Annotated in this window: 15 protein-coding genes; 9 read left to right on the top strand and 6 right to left on the bottom strand. The window is 66.8% G+C overall.

All coding sequences use genetic code 11. From position 1 onward, the window contains the following. Window positions 1–444: formyltetrahydrofolate deformylase (locus ACIIOY_RS24100; RefSeq protein ID WP_411037218.1), on the top strand; the 444-nt coding region annotated here is incomplete at its 5' end. A gap of 156 nt (window positions 445–600) precedes the next feature. Here the strand turns inward: ACIIOY_RS24100 and ACIIOY_RS24095 are convergent. After that, the gene (locus ACIIOY_RS24095) at window positions 601–1884 is read right to left on the bottom strand and encodes an NAD(P)/FAD-dependent oxidoreductase (protein ID WP_411037217.1); all 1284 of its coding nucleotides are present in this window, start codon (window positions 1882–1884) and stop codon (window positions 601–603) included. A gap of 107 nt (window positions 1885–1991) precedes the next feature. Continuing rightward, the gene (locus ACIIOY_RS24090; RefSeq protein ID WP_411037216.1) at window positions 1992–2885 is read right to left on the bottom strand and encodes a LysR family transcriptional regulator; all 894 of its coding nucleotides are present in this window, start codon (window positions 2883–2885) and stop codon (window positions 1992–1994) included. 115 nt (window positions 2886–3000) lie between these two features. On the opposite strand from ACIIOY_RS24090, the gene hglS reads away from it, so the two are divergent. From hglS to ACIIOY_RS24070, 4 genes are read left to right on the top strand one after another with little or no spacing between them, the layout of a single operon-like run. Continuing rightward, window positions 3001–4398 (top strand): 2-oxoadipate dioxygenase/decarboxylase HglS, encoded by a 1398-nt coding sequence (gene hglS / locus ACIIOY_RS24085; protein ID WP_411037215.1) that lies wholly within the window; start codon window positions 3001–3003, stop codon window positions 4396–4398. A gap of 11 nt (window positions 4399–4409) precedes the next feature. Further along, window positions 4410–5825, top strand: coding sequence for an FAD-binding oxidoreductase (locus tag ACIIOY_RS24080; RefSeq protein ID WP_411037214.1), 1416 nt, complete (start codon window positions 4410–4412; stop codon window positions 5823–5825). A 21-nt stretch (window positions 5826–5846) separates the two neighbouring features. Beyond that, window positions 5847–7370 carry an L-piperidine-6-carboxylate dehydrogenase gene (amaB, locus tag ACIIOY_RS24075; protein WP_411037213.1) on the top strand — a complete coding sequence of 508 codons (1524 nt, stop codon included), beginning with the start codon at window positions 5847–5849 and terminating at the stop codon, window positions 7368–7370. Between the two features lie 22 nt (window positions 7371–7392). Beyond that, a complete protein-coding gene (locus ACIIOY_RS24070; protein ID WP_411037212.1) occupies window positions 7393–8625 on the top strand; it encodes a pyridoxal phosphate-dependent aminotransferase in 1233 nt (410 codons plus the stop codon). A gap of 136 nt (window positions 8626–8761) precedes the next feature. Here ACIIOY_RS24070 and ACIIOY_RS24065 read toward each other — a convergent pair whose 3' ends face one another. Then, window positions 8762–9862: a saccharopine dehydrogenase family protein gene (locus ACIIOY_RS24065; protein WP_411037211.1), complete on the bottom strand. Its 1101-nt coding sequence runs from the start codon at window positions 9860–9862 to the stop codon at window positions 8762–8764. A gap of 112 nt (window positions 9863–9974) precedes the next feature. Here ACIIOY_RS24065 and ACIIOY_RS24060 point away from each other — a divergent pair, with 112 nt between their 5' ends. After that, window positions 9975–10415 carry an Lrp/AsnC family transcriptional regulator gene (locus tag ACIIOY_RS24060; RefSeq protein WP_411037210.1) on the top strand — a complete coding sequence of 147 codons (441 nt, stop codon included), beginning with the start codon at window positions 9975–9977 and terminating at the stop codon, window positions 10413–10415. Here the strand turns inward: ACIIOY_RS24060 and ACIIOY_RS24055 are convergent. Next, on the bottom strand, window positions 10412–11665 hold the full coding sequence (locus ACIIOY_RS24055; RefSeq protein WP_411037209.1) for an NAD(P)/FAD-dependent oxidoreductase: 1254 nt from the start codon (window positions 11663–11665) through the stop codon (window positions 10412–10414). The two genes, ACIIOY_RS24060 and ACIIOY_RS24055, sit on opposite strands and share 4 nt — an antisense overlap. Window positions 11666–11753: 88 nt before the next feature. Continuing rightward, window positions 11754–12407 (bottom strand): GntR family transcriptional regulator, encoded by a 654-nt coding sequence (locus tag ACIIOY_RS24050; RefSeq protein ID WP_411037219.1) that lies wholly within the window; start codon window positions 12405–12407, stop codon window positions 11754–11756. 180 nt (window positions 12408–12587) lie between these two features. On the opposite strand from ACIIOY_RS24050, the gene ACIIOY_RS24045 reads away from it, so the two are divergent. Next, window positions 12588–13937: a glutamine synthetase family protein gene (locus ACIIOY_RS24045; protein WP_411037208.1), complete on the top strand. Its 1350-nt coding sequence runs from the start codon at window positions 12588–12590 to the stop codon at window positions 13935–13937. Next, window positions 13937–15244, top strand: coding sequence for an NAD(P)/FAD-dependent oxidoreductase (locus ACIIOY_RS24040; RefSeq protein WP_411037207.1), 1308 nt, complete (start codon window positions 13937–13939; stop codon window positions 15242–15244). Before ACIIOY_RS24045 ends, ACIIOY_RS24040 begins: the two co-directional genes overlap by 1 nt. A 64-nt stretch (window positions 15245–15308) precedes the next feature. Here ACIIOY_RS24040 and ACIIOY_RS24035 read toward each other — a convergent pair whose 3' ends face one another. Next, window positions 15309–16508 carry an MFS transporter gene (locus ACIIOY_RS24035; RefSeq protein WP_411037206.1) on the bottom strand — a complete coding sequence of 400 codons (1200 nt, stop codon included), beginning with the start codon at window positions 16506–16508 and terminating at the stop codon, window positions 15309–15311. Window positions 16509–16616: 108 nt separating this feature from the next. Between ACIIOY_RS24035 and ACIIOY_RS24030 the strand changes: the two genes are divergently transcribed. Continuing rightward, window positions 16617–17438 carry an AraC family transcriptional regulator gene (locus ACIIOY_RS24030; protein WP_411037205.1) on the top strand — a complete coding sequence of 274 codons (822 nt, stop codon included), beginning with the start codon at window positions 16617–16619 and terminating at the stop codon, window positions 17436–17438. The last annotated feature ends 59 nt before the right edge of the window (window positions 17439–17497 follow it).

Here is a 17497-nt window from a genome sequence, read left to right as displayed (position 1 = left end):
CAGGCCGAGGCCCGGCTGATGGAGGTGGTCGAGCAGTCCGGCGCAGAATTGATCGTGCTCGCCCGCTACATGCAGGTGCTGTCGGATGCGGTGTGCAAGAAGATGTCGGGGCGGATCATCAACATCCACCATTCTTTCCTGCCGTCGTTCAAGGGGGCCAACCCGTACAAGCAGGCCTTCGAGCGCGGGGTGAAGCTGATCGGGGCGACGGCGCACTATGTGACGGAAGACCTGGACGAAGGTCCGATCATCGAGCAGGACGTGGCGCGCATCACGCATGCGCAGTCGGCGGAGGATTATGTGTCGATCGGCCGGGACGTGGAGAGCCAGGTGCTTGCCCGCGCGGTGCATGCCCATATCCACCACCGCGTCTTCATGAACGGCAACAAGACCATCGTCTTCCCGCCGAGCCCCGGATCCTACAAGTCAGAACGCATGGGGTGAGCCGATGCGGGGGCGGGCGGAACGCCGGCCCCCGGCTTGTTGACAAACCTTGTTCCAAGCCCCCGTCATCCTCGGGCTTTTCAAGGGCCTATGGATGGTCGGGGCCAAGCCCGACCCTGACGGAGAAGAGGACTTTGCCGGCAGACGGCAGCGTTGCTAGATGCGCGCGCCGGCGAAATGGGCGATCTGGGCGCCGAGCTCGTAATAGCCTTCACGCACCGTGCGGAAGGACTGGGCCTTCGGGTCGCTGACGGGGAGCGACAGGTCCATTTCGGCGATGTCGCCGGCAATGAGCTGGGCGAGCGTGCGGCCGAAGACGGTGCCGGGCGCGATGCCGCGGCCGTTATAGCCGGAAAAGCCGACGACGTTTTCGCCAAGGCGGTGGAAACGCGGCAGGTTGTCGGCCGTCATGCCGATCTTGCCGTACCATTCCGCCTCGAAGGCGACATCGCCGATCGCCGGGAACAGTTTCTTCAGTGCGCGCCGCGCCCAGGCCTTGTGGATGCCGGTGCCCGTGCCGCGCAGCGCCCCGACGCTGCCGAAGACCAGCCGGCCGCGCTTGTCGAAGCGGAAGGAGGAGAGCACCTCCCGCGTGTCCCACGCGCCCTGCCGTTCGGGCAGGATCCTCGCCTGCATTTCCGGCGACAGCGGCACGGTGGCGAAGTTGAAATAGGGCAGGTGCACGAGCTCGGCGCGCACCTCGTGCCACGGCGCGACCGTATAGGCATTCGTCGCCACCACCACCCAGTCCGCCGTCACCGCGCCGCGCGCGGTCTTGACCGACCAGCGCTTGCCCACGCGCTCGGCGCCGGTCACGGGGCTGCCGGTGAAGACCTCCGCCCCTGCCGCGATCGCCGCCCGGGCGAGGCCGCGCGCATAGGCGAGCGGCTGGATCGTGCCTGCGCGCAGGTCGAGCAGCGCGCCGGCATAGGCATCGGTGCCGACCTTCGCCGCCGTCTCGGCAGCGTCGAGCAGGCGCACCGGCGCGCCGCGGCGGGCCCATTGCTCGGCGCGCTGCCTGAGCTCGTCGAGGCCCGATCTGCCGACCGCGCAATGCAGCGTGCCGACGGGCATCGCCTCGCAGTCGATCCCGTGCTTCTCGACGAGATCGAAGACGAGGCGCGGCGCATTGCCGAGCAGTTCCAGGAGGCGACTGCCGTAGAGGTCGCCGAGCACGCCGGGCAGTTCGTCCGGCATCACCCACATGCCGGCATTGACGAGGCCGACATTGCGGCCCGACCCGCCATAGCCGATCTGTGCGCCTTCCAGCAGCACGACCCGCGTGCCGCGCTCGGCGAGGTGCAGCGCGGCGGAAAAGCCGGTGTAGCCGCCACCGACGATGACGACGTCCGCCTCCGCCGTGCCGGAAAAAGCCGTCGTTTCGGGTGCGGGCGGGGCGGTCATCTCCCAGAGGCCGTGGGAGCGGGGGTCGTTGAGCATGGATCTGTCTTTTCCGGCAGGGGAATCTATCTTCGCACAATCGGCCATGCCGCACCGGGACTAAAGCAAAAATTGAGAACGGGGTCATGCCCCGCCCGCATGATGCCTCAGCCGACCTGCCTGACGATCCAGGCGCGGAAAGCCTGGCTCAGCGGATTTTCGAGCTTTCCTTCCGGCACCACCAGATAATAGCTGTTCTCCGTCTCCATCGGCCGGTCGAAGACGACGGAAAGGCGCCCGCTCGCAAGCTCCTGCTCGATGAGGTATTTCGGCAGCAGCGCAAAGCCGAGGCCGGCGACGGCCGATTCGATGACCATGGAGAACTGGTCGAAGCGGTGGCCGCGATAGGCGGTGTCGGCGGAAGCGCCGTTCAGCTCGAACCATTGCGCCCACAGTTTCGGGCGCGTGGCAAGGTGCAGGAGCGGCGCCCTTTCGAGGTCCTTCGGCTCGGCAAGGTTCCAGGATGTGAGGAGGTCGGGGCTCGCTGCAGGAAGAATCTCCTCGCTGCACAGGTACGAACACGCCGCGCGCGCCCAGACCGGCTGTCCGTAATGGATCGCGAGGTCGAAATTCTCCTCGTCGAAATCGAAGGGCGCGGAACGCGAGGCGATGTTGATGATCGTGCCGGGATGCTCGGCAAGGAAGCCGGGAATGCGCGGCGTGAGCCAGCGGCTGCCGAAGGTCGGCAGGGTCGCGATGGAGAGGCTGTGCTCGGACGAGGCCGAGGCCATGGCGCGCAGCATGGTCTCTTCCGTCTGGTGCAGGAGCTTGCGCACCTCCGGCAGGAAGCGGCGCCCGTCGTCGGACAGGACGACGCGCTGGCGCACACGCTCGAAGAGCAGGACGCCGAGCTGTTCCTCCAGGTCCTTGATCTGGCGGCTGACGGCGCTCTGGGTGAGGTTCAGCTCGTGCGCGGCCTGCGTGAAGCTGCCATGGCGGGCAGCGCATTCGAACGCCTGCAGCGTGGTGACGTCCGGTATCAGCCTTCGACTGAGCTTCATTCATTCCTCGCATCAACATAGTCAGAACGGTCGCAATCGCTTGGAGAAACGATCCGGTATGATCCGTTTTGAGAATGATCAGGGCCCTCCCCCTTGTAAGATGAGACCGTTCGCCATGAAAGCAAATTCGTACGTTTCCGCCGACAAGATCCGCTCGGATTTCTCCGCCGCCATGTCCGCCATGTACCGCGACGAGGTGCCGGCCTACGGCACGCTGATGTCGCTGGTCGCGAAGGTCAACGACGAGACGCTCGCCGCCGACCCGCATTTGAATGCGCGTCTCGAAGCGACCGATTCGCTCGAGCGCATCTCCGAGGAGCGCCACGGCGCCATCCGCCTCGGCACGCCGGAAGAGCTGTCCATGATGCGCCGCGTCTTCGCCGTCATGGGCATGGTCCCGGTCGGCTACTACGATCTCTCGACGGCGGGCGTTCCCGTCCACTCTACCGCGTTCCGCCCGGTCGGCGCCGAAAGCCTCAGCCGCAACCCCTTCCGCGTCTTCACCTCGCTGCTCCGCCTCGACCTCATCGCCGACGAAAAGCTGCGCGAGGAGGCCGCCGCGGTTCTGGCCGGCCGCAGGATCTTCACCGACACGGCGGTTGCGCTGGTGGAAAAGGCGGAGCGCGACGGCGGCCTCGACGCGGTCGATGCCGCCCGCTTCGTCACGGAAGTGCTGGAAACCTTCCGCTGGCACGACCACGCCATCGTCAGCGCCGACATGTACCGGCGCCTGCACGATGCGCACCGCCTGATCGCCGACGTCGTCTCCTTCAAGGGGCCGCACATCAACCACCTGACGCCGCGCACGCTCGACATCGACAAGGTGCAGGCGCGCATGCCGCAAGAGGGCATCGCCCCCAAGGCCGTCGTCGAGGGCCCGCCGAGCCGCAAATGCCCGATCCTCCTGCGCCAGACCTCGTTCAAGGCGCTGGAAGAAGCCGTCTCCTTCATCGGCCCGGACGGCAGCTGGCAGGAGGGCTCGCACACCGCCCGCTTCGGCGAGATCGAGCAGCGCGGCATCGCGCTGACACCGAAGGGCCGCGCGCTCTACGACAAGCTCCTCAGCGAGACCCGCGCCCGCGTGCGCCCGGCTGCGGATGGCTCCAACGCGGCCGAATACGAGGCCGCGCTTGCCGAGGTCTTCAAGGCGTTCCCGGACACCTGGGAGGGCATCCGCAAGGCGAGCCTTGGCTATTTCCGCTATTCGCTGACGGAAAAGGGCAAGTCGGTCACCGGCCGCAGCGCCGATCTCGAAACGGCGATCGAGGCCGGCCTCATCCAGTTCGATCCGATCGTCTACGAGGACTTCCTGCCGGTCAGCGCCGCGGGCATCTTCCAGTCGAACCTCGGCGACGACGCGACGCAGGACTTCGTCGCGAGCCCCAACCAGGTCATGTTCGAGCGCGATCTGGGCAGCGCCGTGCTGGACGAATTCGCCCACTATGCCGCCATCGAGCGCGCCTCGCTTGAAATGTGCCTCGGCATCGTCAACATGGCTGCCGCCGCGGAGTGACGGACGAAAGCATGATCGAGGCACGCCATATCGAAGCGCTGACGGGCATCACCGGCGGGAAGGGTCTTCTCACCGGCCCCGACATGGCGGCTTACGAGACCGGCGCGCGCTACGACAGGGGCCGCGCCGCCTTCGTCGCCCGTCCGGCCTCCACGGCGGAAACCTCCGCCATCGTTTCCTATTGCGTGAAGAACGGCATCGCGCTGGTGCCGCAGTCCGGCAATACCGGCCTCGTTTCCGGCTCCACGCCGGACGGCAGCGGCCTTCAGGGCGTCCTCAGCCTCGACCGTCTGACCGCACCCTTCGAACTCGACCGCGTGAACCGCTCGGTGAAGGCCGGCGCGGGCCTGCGCCTTTCCGACCTCAACGGCCGGCTGGCGGAAAGCGGCCTGTTCTTCCCCATCGATCTCGGCGCGGACCCGCGCCTTGGCGGCATGATCGCGACGAACACCGGCGGCTCGCGCTTTCTGCGTTACGGGGACGTCCGCCGCAACACGCTCGGCCTCACCGTCGTCCTCGCCGACGAGGACGGCACGGTGCTGGACCTCTCCTCGGACCTGCGCAAGAACAACACCGGCGTCGACTGGAAGCAGCTTTTCATCGGCACCTGCGGCGCCTTCGGCATCGTCACCGAATGCGTCCTCAATCTGGAGCCCGCGCCGAAGCAGTCCGCGACCGCCCTCTTGGTGCCCTCCTCGCCCGATGCGGTCGCGACGCTGCTCGTCGCGATGGAGGACGCGCTCGGCAGCTATCTTTCCGCCTTCGAGGGCATGTCCGGCAACGCCGTTCGCGCCGCGCTCGATCATGTGCCTTCGCTGCGCAATCCCTTCCAGGGCGGCGTGGTGCCGGATTTCGTGATCCTTACGGAAATCTCCCGCTCCACCCCGCCGCGCGCGGGCGAACAGCCGCTCGACGCGGTGCTGGAGGAGGTGCTGGCCGCGATCTGGGAGCGCGAGGACGCGCCGCTCGCCGACGCCTTCGTCGGACCGCCGCACGAGATCTGGGCGCTGCGCCATGCGCTCTCGGAGGGCGTGAAGCATAGCGGGCGATTGATCGCCTTCGATCTGTCCTTCCGCCGCGGTGACATCATGCCCTTCCTCGCCCATATGAAGGCGGAAATGCCCGGTCACTTCCAGGGCGTCACGATCTGCGACTTCGGCCATATCGGCGACGGCGGCGTGCACTTCAACCTCGTCGTCGCAAAGGACGATCCGCGCCTTGCCTATCCCGATTTCGAGGCGGACCTGCGCGACTTCGTCTTCACCATTGCGGTCGAGCGGTTCGGCGGCAGCTTTTCCGCCGAGCACGGCATCGGCCGCAAGAACCAGGCCTTCTACGACAGATACACCCCGGAAAGGATCCGCGCGCTGGCGGCCGGGCTGAAAGCCATCACTTCGCCGGGTCCGCTCGGCGCCATGACATTCTAAGAGACAACAGGGAGATACCCGATGACGAACGTCGACGTGAAAGCCGAAACCGCAGCCCTTCTCGACAAGCTGGGCGTTGCCCGCTCCGCCTGGCAGGGCGGCGACATGGCGTCCTACAGCCCGGTCAGCGGCGAGGAGATCGCCAGGCTGAAGACGGTTTCCGCCGCCGAGGCCGACAAGGCGATCGCCGCCGCCCACGAGGCCTTCAAGGCCTGGCGCCTCGTGCCCGCCCCCAAGCGCGGCGAGCTCGTGCGCCTGCTCGGCGAGGAGCTGCGCGCCGCCAAGGCCGATCTCGGCCGCCTCGTCTCCATCGAGGCCGGCAAGATCACCTCCGAAGGCCTCGGCGAGGTGCAGGAAATGATCGACATCTGCGATTTCGCCGTCGGTCTCTCCCGCCAGCTCTACGGCCTCACCATCGCCACCGAGCGTCCCGGCCACCGCATGATGGAGACCTGGCATCCGCTCGGCGTCGTCGGCATCATCTCGGCCTTCAACTTCCCGGTCGCCGTCTGGTCGTGGAACGCGGCGCTCGCGCTCGTCGCCGGTAACGCCATCGTCTGGAAGCCCTCCGAAAAGACCCCGCTGACGGCGCTCGCCTCGCAGGCGATCCTCGACCGCGCCATCGCCCGCTTCGGGGAAGCCCCGGCGAACCTCAGCCAGGTCCTCATCGGCGACCGCGCCATCGGCGAAGCCCTCGTCGACAACCACAAGGTCGCGCTCGTCTCGGCGACCGGCTCCACCCGCATGGGCAGGGAGGTCGGCCCCCGCCTTGCCAAGCGTTTCGCCCGCTCGATCCTGGAGCTCGGCGGCAACAATGCCGGTATCGTCTGCCCCTCCGCTGACCTCGACATGGCGCTGCGCGCCATCGCCTTCGGCGCCATGGGCACCGCCGGCCAGCGCTGCACGACGCTGCGCCGCCTCTTCGTGCACGAGAGCGTCTACGACGAGCTCGTCCCGCGCCTGAAGAAGGCCTATACGAGCGTTTCCGTCGGCAACCCGCTGGAGACCTCCGCCCTCGTCGGCCCGCTCGTCGACAAGCAGGCTTTCGACAACATGCAGAAGGCGCTGGAGGCGGCCAAGGCCGAAGGCGGCACGGTCACCGGCGGCGAGCGCGTCACCGACGCCGGCAAGGAGACCGCCTATTACGTCAAGCCCGCCCTCGTCGAGATGCCGAAGCAGGCCGGCCCGGTGCTCGAAGAGACCTTCGCGCCGATCCTCTACGTCATGAAATATTCCGACTTCGACAAGGCGCTGGAGGACCACAATGCCGTCGCCGCCGGCCTCTCCTCGTCGATCTTCACGCTGAACATGCAGGAAGCCGAACGCTTCCTGTCGGCCGACGGTTCGGACTGCGGCATCGCCAACGTCAACATCGGCACCTCGGGCGCCGAGATCGGCGGCGCGTTCGGCGGCGAGAAGGAAACTGGGGGCGGGCGCGAATCCGGCTCCGACGCCTGGAAGGCCTACATGCGCCGCGCCACCAACACGGTGAACTATTCGAAGGCCCTGCCGCTCGCCCAGGGCGTCTCCTTTGACATCGAATAAGGGCGACATCGAGTAACCGACCATGAACAGCCAGACCAAGATCGAGGAGGCGGGCTTTCGGCCCGCCTCGCGCATCGCCGCCATCGGCGTCTCCAAGATCCTGCAGATCGGTGCGCGCGCCGCGGCCATGAAGAAGGAAGGCCTGCCGGTCATCGTCCTCGGTGCCGGCGAGCCGGATTTCGACACGCCTGACAATGTGAAAGCCGCGGCCAAGGCCGCCATCGACCGCGGCGAGACGAAATACACCGCGCTCGACGGCACGCCGGCGCTGAAACAGGCGATCTGCGAAAAATTCCGCCGCGAGAACAATGTCGACTATGCGCTCGACGAGGTCACCGTCGCGACCGGCGCCAAGCAGATCCTCTTCAACGCTTTCATGGCGAGCCTCAATCCGGGCGACGAGGTGATCATCCCGACGCCCTACTGGACCTCCTATTCCGACATCGTGGAGATCTGCGGCGGCGTGCCGGTGCTGATCCCCTGCGACGCCGAAGCCGGCTTCCGCCTCAAGGCGGAACAACTGGAAAAGGCGATCACGCCGAAGACCCGCTGGGTGCTCTTCAACTCGCCGTCCAATCCCTCGGGCGCCGCCTATGGCGAGGAAGACTACCGCCCGCTCCTCGACGTGCTGCTCAAGCATCCGCATGTCTGGCTGATGGTCGACGACATGTACGAGCACATCGTCTATGACGGCTTCAAATTCGTCACCCCCGTCGCCATCGAACCGCGCCTGAAAAGCCGGACGCTGACGATCAACGGCGTCTCCAAGGCCTATGCCATGACCGGCTGGCGCATCGGCTATGCCGGCGGCCCCAAGGCGCTGGTCAAGGCCATGGCGGTGATCCAGAGCCAGGCAACCTCCTGCCCCTCCTCCGTCAGCCAGGCCGCGTCCGTCGAGGCCCTGAACGGCCCGCAAGGCTTCTTGAAGGACCGGCAGGCGAGCTTCAAGCACCGCCGCGACCTCGTCGTCTCGGCCTTGAACGCCATCCCCGGCCTTGCCTGCCGCACCCCGGAAGGCGCCTTCTACACCTTCGCCGGCTGCGCGGGCGTGATCGGCAAGGTGACTCCGAAGGGCAAGCGCATCGAGGCCGACAGCGATTTCACGGACTACCTCCTGGAGGAGGCTCACGTCGCCGTCGTCCCCGGCTCCGCCTTCGGCCTCTCCCCCTATTTCCGCATCTCCTACGCCACGTCGGAAGCGGAACTGACGGAAGCGCTGAAGCGCATCGCGGACGCCTGCGCACGGCTTTCGTAAGACGCAAAAAAAGGGGCCTCGCAAGAGGCCCCCAATTTTATGGTCCGCGCCTTACCGGCGTTCTTCTCTTCCCCGCGGCCGAGCCACGATGCGAAAACGCCCCGGTTCCGGCCGGGGCGCTGAAGGATTCGAAAGGTCAGGCGGCGCGGGCGCCGTGGTGCTCCTGGGCATAGTAGTGGCCGAAGCGGTTGGCGAGGAAGGCGTCGAGGGCGATTTCCTCCTGGCGCACGAAGCCCTGCGCGCGCAGCGAGCCGTCGGCGAGCATGTCGAGCACGGCGCAGATCGAGCCGGCCGTCGTGATCTGGATCGCGGAATGCAGGCTGCCTGCGACCGGCGCGCTGTAGACCTTGTTGGCGTAGGTCTCCTGGATCAGGCGGCCACCCTTGCGGCCGGAGACCGTCACGAAGATGATCACGACGTCCTGCGTGGTGGTCGGCAGCGCGTTCTCGAAGATGTCTTTCAGCACCTCGCGGCGATGACGCAGGCCGAGGTCGTTCAAGAGCGCCTTCATGATGGCGGCGTGGCCCGGATAGCGGATCGTCTTGTAGTTCAGCGTGCGCACCTTGCCCTTCAGCGTTTCGCAGAGCGTGCCAAGGCCGCCCGAGGTGTTGAAGGCCTCGTAGGTGACGCCGTCGAGCGAGAATTCCTCGCGCTCTTCCAGCGCCGGAACCTCGATCAGCGCGCCTTCGACGATCGCCTCGCAGGGCTCGATATATTCGTTGATGACGCCGTCCGTGCTCCAGGTGAGGTTGTAGTTGAGGGCGTTGGAGGGGTACTGCGGCAGGGCGCCGACGCGCATGCGCACGCTTTCGAGCGAATCGAAGCGGCTCGCGAGGTCGTTGGCGACGATGGAGATGAAGCCTGGCGCGAGGCCGCACTGCGGGATGAAAGCCGTCCTGGCGTTTTCCGCGATGCGCTTGACCTTTCGGGTAGACTCGACGTCTTCCGTGAGATCGAGATAGTGCACGCCGGCGGCGGCGGCCGCTTCCGCGATGGCGACCGTCAGGTGGTACGGAGCGGCGGAGAGGACGGCGAACTTGCCGGAGAGCAGGGCCTTCATGGCGGCGGCATCGGCGATGTCGACGATGGCGGTCGAAACGGCGGCATGGCGCTCGATGGCGGCAAGCTGCTCGTCCGAGCGGTCGGCGACGGTGACGCGGTAATCCCCGCTGTGAGCCAGCATGCGCGCGATGGTCGAACCGATCTTGCCTGCGCCGATGACGACGATGTCCTTCATGTGATTTCCCTCCGGCATGAATTGATGCGCATATTTTGAGGGCGGGACCTGTCGATTTAAAGCGCCGTATCCGGCATAATGCGCCATCGATATCGGCAGAACGACGGTGACTATGAGCATTTCGACGCTAGGCCCGAAGGACCGCGAGCTCCTCGCCATCCTCAGCGAGAACGCCCGCGAGCAGACCGCGACCATCGCCCGCAGGCTGGGCCTGTCCCGCACGACCGTGCAGGCGAAGATCGACCGGCTGGAACGGGACGGGGTGATCGCCGGCTACGGCGTGAAGCTCTCCGACGCCTATGAGAGCGGCATGGTGAAGGCCCATGTGCTCATCACCATCGCGCCGAAGACGCTCGCCCGCATCACGACGGAGCTGCACGCCATCTCCGCCGTGCGCACGCTCCATTCGGTGAGCGGCAGCTTCGACCTCATCGCCATCGTCGAGGCGGTCTCCATCGCCGAGCTCGACCATCTGATCGACCGTATCGGCGCGATCGACGGCGTCGAGCGCACGCTGTCGTCGATCATCCTGTCGACGCGGATCAGGCGTTAGGCGATGAACCGCTCCGGCCGATAGGGCCCGATATTGATCACCGTGCGCTCGCCCAGCATCTTCTCCGCCAGCACGCGGCCGGTGATGGGGCCGAGGGTCATGCCGTGGTGGGCGTGTCCGAAGGCGAACCAGAGGCCGGCGTGGCGCGGGGCCTTGCCGATGATCGGCATCATGTCGGGCGTGCAGGGGCGGGCGCCCATCCAGGGCTCCTCGTCGCGCCGTTCGGCGAGCGGGAAGAATTCGCGCGCCACCTTTTCGGCGCGGCGCAGCTGCACGGGGGTCTTGCGCGCGTCGCGCTTGGCGAATTCCGCGCCGGTGGTCAGGCGTATGCCGCGCAGCATCGGCGCGAGGAAATAGCCGCGCTCGGCGTCGAGCACCCAGTTGTTGAGTGTCGTGCCCTCCTGCGCGCCGTAATGCATATGGTAGCCGCGCTTGACGGCGAGCGGGAAGTGGTAGCCGAGCTTGCGCGTGACCGTATCCGCCCAGGGGCCGAGCGCCACGACGACATCCCTGCCTTCCAGCGGGCCTTCCGGCGTCGCGATGCGCCAGCCCTCGCCCTCCAGCACGTGCTCGATGGTCGCCGCGTCGCCCGCCTTCAACTCGCCGCCGAGCGACTGGAAATAGGCGAGGTAGCGTTTCAGCAGGCTCTGCGGGTCGAGGATCGACCACGGATCGGTCCAGCGCAGGCCGCCGGAAAGGTCCGCGCGGATATGGGGTTCGGCCGCGGCCACCTCCGCCGTCGTCAGCTTCTGGTGGTTGACGCCGAAATTGGCCGACAGCCTTTCGGCCTCCGCATAGGCCGCATCGCGGGCCTTCTCCGTGCGGAAAACCTTCATCCAGCCGTCCTTGCGGATGAGGTCGCCTGCGCCGGAGGCGGCGATGAGGTCGGCATGCTCGCTGATCGAGTTCTCGATGAGCGGGGCGTAGAGATGGGCGATGCTCTGGTGCTGGCGGAAACCGGAATGCCACCAGTAGCGGGCAAGGAACGGGATGATGCCGGGGATCGCCGAGGGATGGTAGTGCGCGTCGATCGTGTTGTTGAGCGCATAGCGGAAGAGCGCGCCGAAATCGTGCGGGAAGCCGTAGGGGTAGACGCCCTCGCGCTGGATGAGGCCGGCATTGCCGTAGGAGGTCTCCTCGGCGGCGCCGCGGCGGTCGACGAGCACGACCGACCTGCCGCGCCGGGCGAGGTGGATCGCGGCCGAAATGCCGACCACGCCCGCGCCGAGAACAATCACATCCGTCTTCATCTGCCTGCCCCAAAGGAAAAGTCGCGTTTGCGCATCAATGCATGCGCGCTTTCGGCAAGGCAACACCCGGCCGGCGCGTCCCGATGCCTCATTGCCCGGCGAGCCTGAGCAGGTTCTCGATGGCCGCGCGCTCGAAGCCGCCGATGCCTTCGGAAATGTCGGCCTTGATCGCGGCCGCCACGGCATCCTCGTCGCGCTTGCGCAGCGCGGCGATCGCCTCCTGGTGGCGATCGACGAAATAGAGCTGGGCGACATGCTCCATCGCAATCCCGAGGAAGGGGCCGAGCTGCAGCCAGATGCTCTCCACCATCGGCATGATCACCTGCTCGGGATTGGCGGTATAGAGCGTGCGATGGAATTCCTGGTTCAGGAGGAGGGCGGTGGCGTTGTCCTTCCGCGCGATGGCCTCGTCCTGCGCGCGGTCGATCTCCTCGAGCCTGTCGATGCGCCGCTCGGTGATGTGCGGCACGGCTCTGCGGGCGGCGTGCTGCTCCAGGACGGAGCGCAGCGAGACGAGCTCGCCGAAGCGGTCCGCCGTCATGCGCGGCACCATGATGCGGCGGTTGTCGAGCACGCGCAGCGCCCCTTCCGAGGAAAGGCGCCGCAGCGCCTCGCGCACCGGCGTCGGGCTGCTCTCCATCGCCTCGGCGATGCCGCGGATCGTCAGCGATTCCCCCGGCCGGATCGAGCCCACCATGATCGCCTGGCGCAGGCGCCGATGCGCATATTCATGCGTCGTCATGCCTTCCGGCCGCGCCAGCGGCTCAAGCGCCAAGTTGCCCAATCCATCCCTCCTGTGACAGGCTGCCGGGTGCTACCCTATCCCTTGCGACAGGTTCTAGCAGCTTGACCGGCGACAAGAAAGTGTGCATATCTTCAAAATGTGATCACAAAAATAATTATGTGATATGGATGGGGGATCATGACGCTGAACGACGATTCCAACTGGCTGATCAATGCCGACGGCGTGGAAAGCATCCAGGCCGTCGTCTGCGACCTCAATGGCATCCTGCGCGGCAAGCGCGTGCCCGTCGGACAGGCGGAGAAGGTGCTGAAGGGCGGCATCCGCATGCCGCTCTCCATCGTCGGCGTCGACGTCTGGGGCGAGGATATCGTCGGCTCGAGCCACGTCTTCGCCAGCGGCGACATGGACGGCATCTGCAGCCCGACGGGGCGCGGCGCGCTGCCGGTCAACTGGACGCTGAAGCCCTCCGCCGTCGTGCCGCTGTGGCTGTTCAAGGAGAACGGCGATCCCTTCCTCGCCGACCCGCGCCAGGCGCTCGCCCATATCGTGCGCCAGTACCACGAGCTCGGCCTGCGCCCGGTCGTCGCCTCGGAGATGGAATTCTACCTGATCGACGCCGAGCCGGACCATGCCGAGCCGCCGATCTCGCCCTATACCGGCAAGCGCCTCGATTCCGACGCCATCCTCTCCATCGACGAGCTGGACGATTTCGGGCAGTTCTTCTCCGACGTCTATGCGGAATGCGAGCGGCAGAACGTGCCGGCGGATTCGGCCGTCGCGGAAAACGGCATCGGCCAGTTCGAGATCAACCTGATGCATTCCGACGACCCGCTGAAGGCGGCGGACGACGCGCTGTTCTTCAAGCGCATCATCAAGGGCGTCGCGCGCAAGCACGGCTTTGCCGCCACCTTCATGGCGAAGCCCTACGGCATGCGCTCGGGCAGCGGCATGCACATGCATTTCAGCGTGATCGACGGGGACGGCGCCAACGTCTTCGACGACGGCACGCCGGAGGGCTCGGCCATCATGAGGCATGCCGTCGCGGGCCTGACGCGCGGCATGGCCGAATCGACGCTGCTCTTCGCCCCGCATTACAATTCCTACCGGCGCCTGCGCCCCGACACCCATGCTCCCACCTCGATCTCCTGGGGCTACGAGAACCGCACGGCCGCCATCCGCATTCCCGGCGGCAACAACAAGGCGCGGCGCATCGAGCACCGCGTCGCCGGCGCGGACGCCAACCCCTATCTCGTCATGGCCGGCATTCTCGGCGCCGCGCTCGTCGGCATCCGCAACAAGTGGGAGCCGCCGTCGCCCGTTTCGGGCCGGGCCTATCTTTCGCAGCTGCCGCGCATTCCCTCGGAATGGGGCTCGGCCGTGACCGCCTTCGAGAACGGCTCCATCGTTTCCGAAATCTTCGACCAGGACCTCCGCTCCATGCTGATCGCCTGCAAGCGGCAGGAAATCGCCGGTTTCGCCGAACAGGTGACCGACTTCGAGTTCAGCGCCTATCTGGAAATCGTCTGATGGCCAACAAAGCTTCCTATGCCGGCGACGGCGCCTATCCCGACAGCTACTATGCCGCCTCCCGCAACATCATCCGCACGCCGAAGGTGCTGGAAGGCGCCGTGACGGCGGACGTCGCCGTGCTCGGTGCCGGCTATTCGGGCCTGTCGACCGCCATCCATCTCGCCGAAAAGGGCTACAAGGTCGTGGTCGTCGAGGGCGCGGGCGTCGGCTGGGGCGCGTCGGGGCGCAACGGCGGCCAGATCGTCAACGGCCTCAATGCCAGCCTCGACACGATCAGGCGCCGCTACGGCGACGAGGCCGGCGCCTTCGTCGGCAGCCTCGTGCAGGAAGGGGGCAGGATTATCCGCCGCCTCGTCTCGCAGTACGGGATCGACTGCGACCTGAAGGACGGCAACATCTACGCCGCCTATACGCCCGCCCATATGCGGGAGCTGGAGCACAAGAAGGCGCTGTGGAAGAGCTACGGCATGGACGACCACCGGATGCTCGACAAGGCGGCGATGCGCGAGCTCGTCAACACCGATGCCTATATCGGCGGCATGCTGGATACGACCGGCGGCCACATGCATCCGCTCAACCTCACCCTCGGCGAGGCGAAGGCGCTGGAGACGCTCGGCGGCGTTATCTACGAGCAGTCGCCGGCCGTGCGCGTCGAGCACGAGGCCGAAAAGCCGGTGATCCATACGCAAAAGGGCAGCGTCACGGCCAATGCCGCCGTCATCTGCGGCAATGCCTATCTCGGCCATGTCGTGCCGAAGCTCGTCTCGCGCGTCATGCCGGTCTCGACCCAGATGATCGCCACCGAGCCGCTCGGCGCCGAGCGGGCCGATGCGCTGATCCCGAGCGACATGTGCGTCGAGGACGTGCGCTACATCCTCGACTATTTCCGCCTGTCGGCGGACAAGCGCATGATCTTCGGCGGCGGCACGGTCTACGGCGGCACCGATCCGGCGGACGTGCGCGCCAAGCTCCGCCCGAATCTCGAAAAGGTCTTCCCGTCGCTGAAGGGCGTGAAGATCGACTACGCCTGGAGCGGCAATTTCGCGCTCTCCTTCTCGCGCGTGCCGCAGATGGGCAAGATCGGCAGGAACACCTATTTCGCCCACGGCTACAGCGGCCACGGCGTCACCGGCTCGCATCTCTTCGGCAGGATCCTCAGCGAAGCCATCGACGGCGACCTCACCCGCTTCAGCCAGTTCGAGAAGCTGCCCTGGATCCCCTTCCCGGGCGGGCGCATGTTCCGCGCGCAATATTCCACCATCGGTTCCTGGTGGTACCAGTTCAAGGACGCCTTCGGCCTTTGAAGGCGCTCCTACAGACAGAAACGCCCGGTTTTCGCCGGGCGTTTTCGTTTGCGCTGACAATCGCTCAGTGCTTCGCCGGCAGGCGCGGCAGGAAGATCGTGAGGATGCCGAGGAGCGGCATGTAGGAGCAGACCTTGTAGACGAAGTCGATGCCGTGGCTGTCGGCGACGCCGCCGAGCAGCGCGGCGCCGAGCCCGCCCGCCCCGAAGGCGAAGCCGAAGAAGATGCCGGCGATCATGCCCACGCGCCCCGGCACCAGTTCCTGCGCGAAGACGACGATGGCGGAGAAGGCGGAGGAGAAGATCAGGCCGATCAACACCGTCAGCACGCCCGTCCAGAACAGGTTCGCATAGGGCAGCATCAGCGCGAACGGGATGACGCCGAGGATCGAGAACCAGATGACGAAGCGCGTGCCGAAGCGGTCGCCGATCGGCCCGCCCATGAAGACGCCGAGCGCCGAGGCGCCGAGGAAGAGGAACAGCATCAGCTGCGCCTCGCGCACGTCGAGGCCGAAGCGGCCGATCGTGTAGAAGGTGAAATAGCTGGAGATGCTGGAGAGGTAGGCGTTCTTCGTCGTCGTCAGCAGCACGAGCACGGCCAGCGCCCAGGCCACCTTGCCGCGCGGCAGCGGCAGCGCGCGGCTGGCGGCTGGGCGGCCGGCCGCAAGGCGCCGTTCGCCGGCATACCAGTTGCCGACCCAGGTGAGGATGACCATGCCGAGGAGCGCGACGGCCGAGAACCAGGCGACGCTGGTCTGGCCGAAGGGCAGGACGATGAAGGCGGCGAGCAGCGGCCCGAGCGCCGTGCCGGCATTGCCGCCGACCTGGAACATGGACTGCGCAAGGCCGTGCCGCCCGCCGGAGGCGAGGCGCGCGACGCGCGAGGATTCCGGGTGGAAGATCGCCGAGCCGAGGCCGATCAGGCAGGCGCCGAAGACCAGCACGGGGAACGAGTGGGCATAGGCGAGCAGGATGAGCCCGACGAAGGTGCTGCCCATGCCGACGGGCAGGGAGAAGGGCATCGGCCAGCGGTCCGTCACGATGCCGACGGCCGGCTGCAGCAGCGAGGCCGTGACCTGGAAGGCCATGGTGAGCAGGCCGATCTGCACGAAGTCGAGCGCGTAGTTCTCCTTCAGGAGCGGATAGAGCGACGTCAGCAGCGACTGCATGATGTCGTTCAGCATGTGGCAGGCGCTGACCGCGACGATGATGGAATAGGTGGTGCTTGCGGCGCTGCGGGGCGCCGCGGGAACGACAGTCGACATGCTGGCCTCGAAGAATGATCTGCCTGTCCGGCATTTTTTGCTGAAATACAAGGATTGCTTGCGGCCTGCTTTTGTGCTGAGGTCCATTTCTTACGCAAGTGGGCCAAAATGGAAAAGCTGACCGAGGCGCGCCACCGGGCGCTGGACGCCGACCACATCCGCAACCTTGCCCGCATGGAGCAGTCGAACGAGGACGTCCTGGTCCACAGTTCCGACATTCCGGGCGGCTATACCGTGCCGCCGCACCGGCATCGCCGCACGCAGTTCCTCTGCGTCTTTTCCGGCGTGGTGCTCGTGTCGACGGATCGCGGCCGCTGGATGATCCCGCCCGGCCATGCCCTGCTCATCCCGCGCGGCCTCGAACATTCCGTCGAGATGGCGAGCGACGTCAGCATGCGCTCCGTCTACATCTATTCGCCGGAAGGCCGGGCCGCCTCGCAGGAGCCGGCCGTTCTGGAGGTGACGGACCTTGCCCGCCAGCTCATCGCCGAAGCCGTGCGCAAGGGCGCGATGGCGGAGGATGCCGGGCGGGCGGAGCTGGTCATGGCGCTGCTGCTCGACGAGATCGGCCGCCTGCCCGAGCGCCGACTCGGCCTGCCGTTCCCGCAGAGCGGCCGGCTCGCCGGCCTCTGCCGCGATTTCGTCGAGCAGCCGTCGCCCGCGGTGAAGATCGACGACTGGGCGCGCCGCCTCAACATGAGCCGCCGCACCTTCACCCGCTTCTTCCGGCAGGAGATGGGCGTCAGCTTCGTCACCTGGCGCCAGCAGGCCTGCCTCTTCGCCTGCCTGCCGCGCCTTGCCGCCGGCGAGCCCGTCACGCGCGTTGCGCTCGACGCCGGCTATGAGAGCGTGCCGGCCTTCACCACCATGTTCAAGCGCATGCTGGGGGCCTCGCCGCGCCTCTATCTCACCGACCGCAAGGCCGCCTGAGGCCGGAAGTCTCAAAAAGACCGGCAAAGGACGCGTTCCGGGGGCTGTTTTCCGCCGGC

Source organism: Shinella agrisoli (assembly GCF_046557955.1).
Lineage (GTDB): Bacteria > Pseudomonadota > Alphaproteobacteria > Rhizobiales > Rhizobiaceae > Shinella.
Note: the sequence above shows the minus strand (reverse complement) of the source record. Positions and strands in the feature narration are given on the sequence as shown.

Coding starts and splice junctions, on each gene's coding strand:
- hglS (WP_411037215.1), top strand. CDS start 3,001: ATGAAAGCAAATTCGTACGTTTCCGCCGACAAGATCCGCTCGGATTTC.
- ACIIOY_RS24040 (WP_411037207.1), top strand. CDS start 13,937: ATGGCCAACAAAGCTTCCTATGCCGGCGACGGCGCCTATCCCGACAGC.
- ACIIOY_RS24065 (WP_411037211.1), bottom strand. CDS start 9,862: ATGAAGGACATCGTCGTCATCGGCGCAGGCAAGATCGGTTCGACCATC.
- ACIIOY_RS24060 (WP_411037210.1), top strand. CDS start 9,975: ATGAGCATTTCGACGCTAGGCCCGAAGGACCGCGAGCTCCTCGCCATC.
- ACIIOY_RS24050 (WP_411037219.1), bottom strand. CDS start 12,407: ATGACGACGCATGAATATGCGCATCGGCGCCTGCGCCAGGCGATCATG.
- ACIIOY_RS24070 (WP_411037212.1), top strand. CDS start 7,393: ATGAACAGCCAGACCAAGATCGAGGAGGCGGGCTTTCGGCCCGCCTCG.
- ACIIOY_RS24090 (WP_411037216.1), bottom strand. CDS start 2,885: ATGAAGCTCAGTCGAAGGCTGATACCGGACGTCACCACGCTGCAGGCG.
- ACIIOY_RS24055 (WP_411037209.1), bottom strand. CDS start 11,665: ATGAAGACGGATGTGATTGTTCTCGGCGCGGGCGTGGTCGGCATTTCG.
- amaB (WP_411037213.1), top strand. CDS start 5,847: ATGACGAACGTCGACGTGAAAGCCGAAACCGCAGCCCTTCTCGACAAG.
- ACIIOY_RS24035 (WP_411037206.1), bottom strand. CDS start 16,508: ATGTCGACTGTCGTTCCCGCGGCGCCCCGCAGCGCCGCAAGCACCACC.
- ACIIOY_RS24095 (WP_411037217.1), bottom strand. CDS start 1,884: ATGCTCAACGACCCCCGCTCCCACGGCCTCTGGGAGATGACCGCCCCG.
- ACIIOY_RS24030 (WP_411037205.1), top strand. CDS start 16,617: ATGGAAAAGCTGACCGAGGCGCGCCACCGGGCGCTGGACGCCGACCAC.
- ACIIOY_RS24045 (WP_411037208.1), top strand. CDS start 12,588: ATGACGCTGAACGACGATTCCAACTGGCTGATCAATGCCGACGGCGTG.
- ACIIOY_RS24080 (WP_411037214.1), top strand. CDS start 4,410: ATGATCGAGGCACGCCATATCGAAGCGCTGACGGGCATCACCGGCGGG.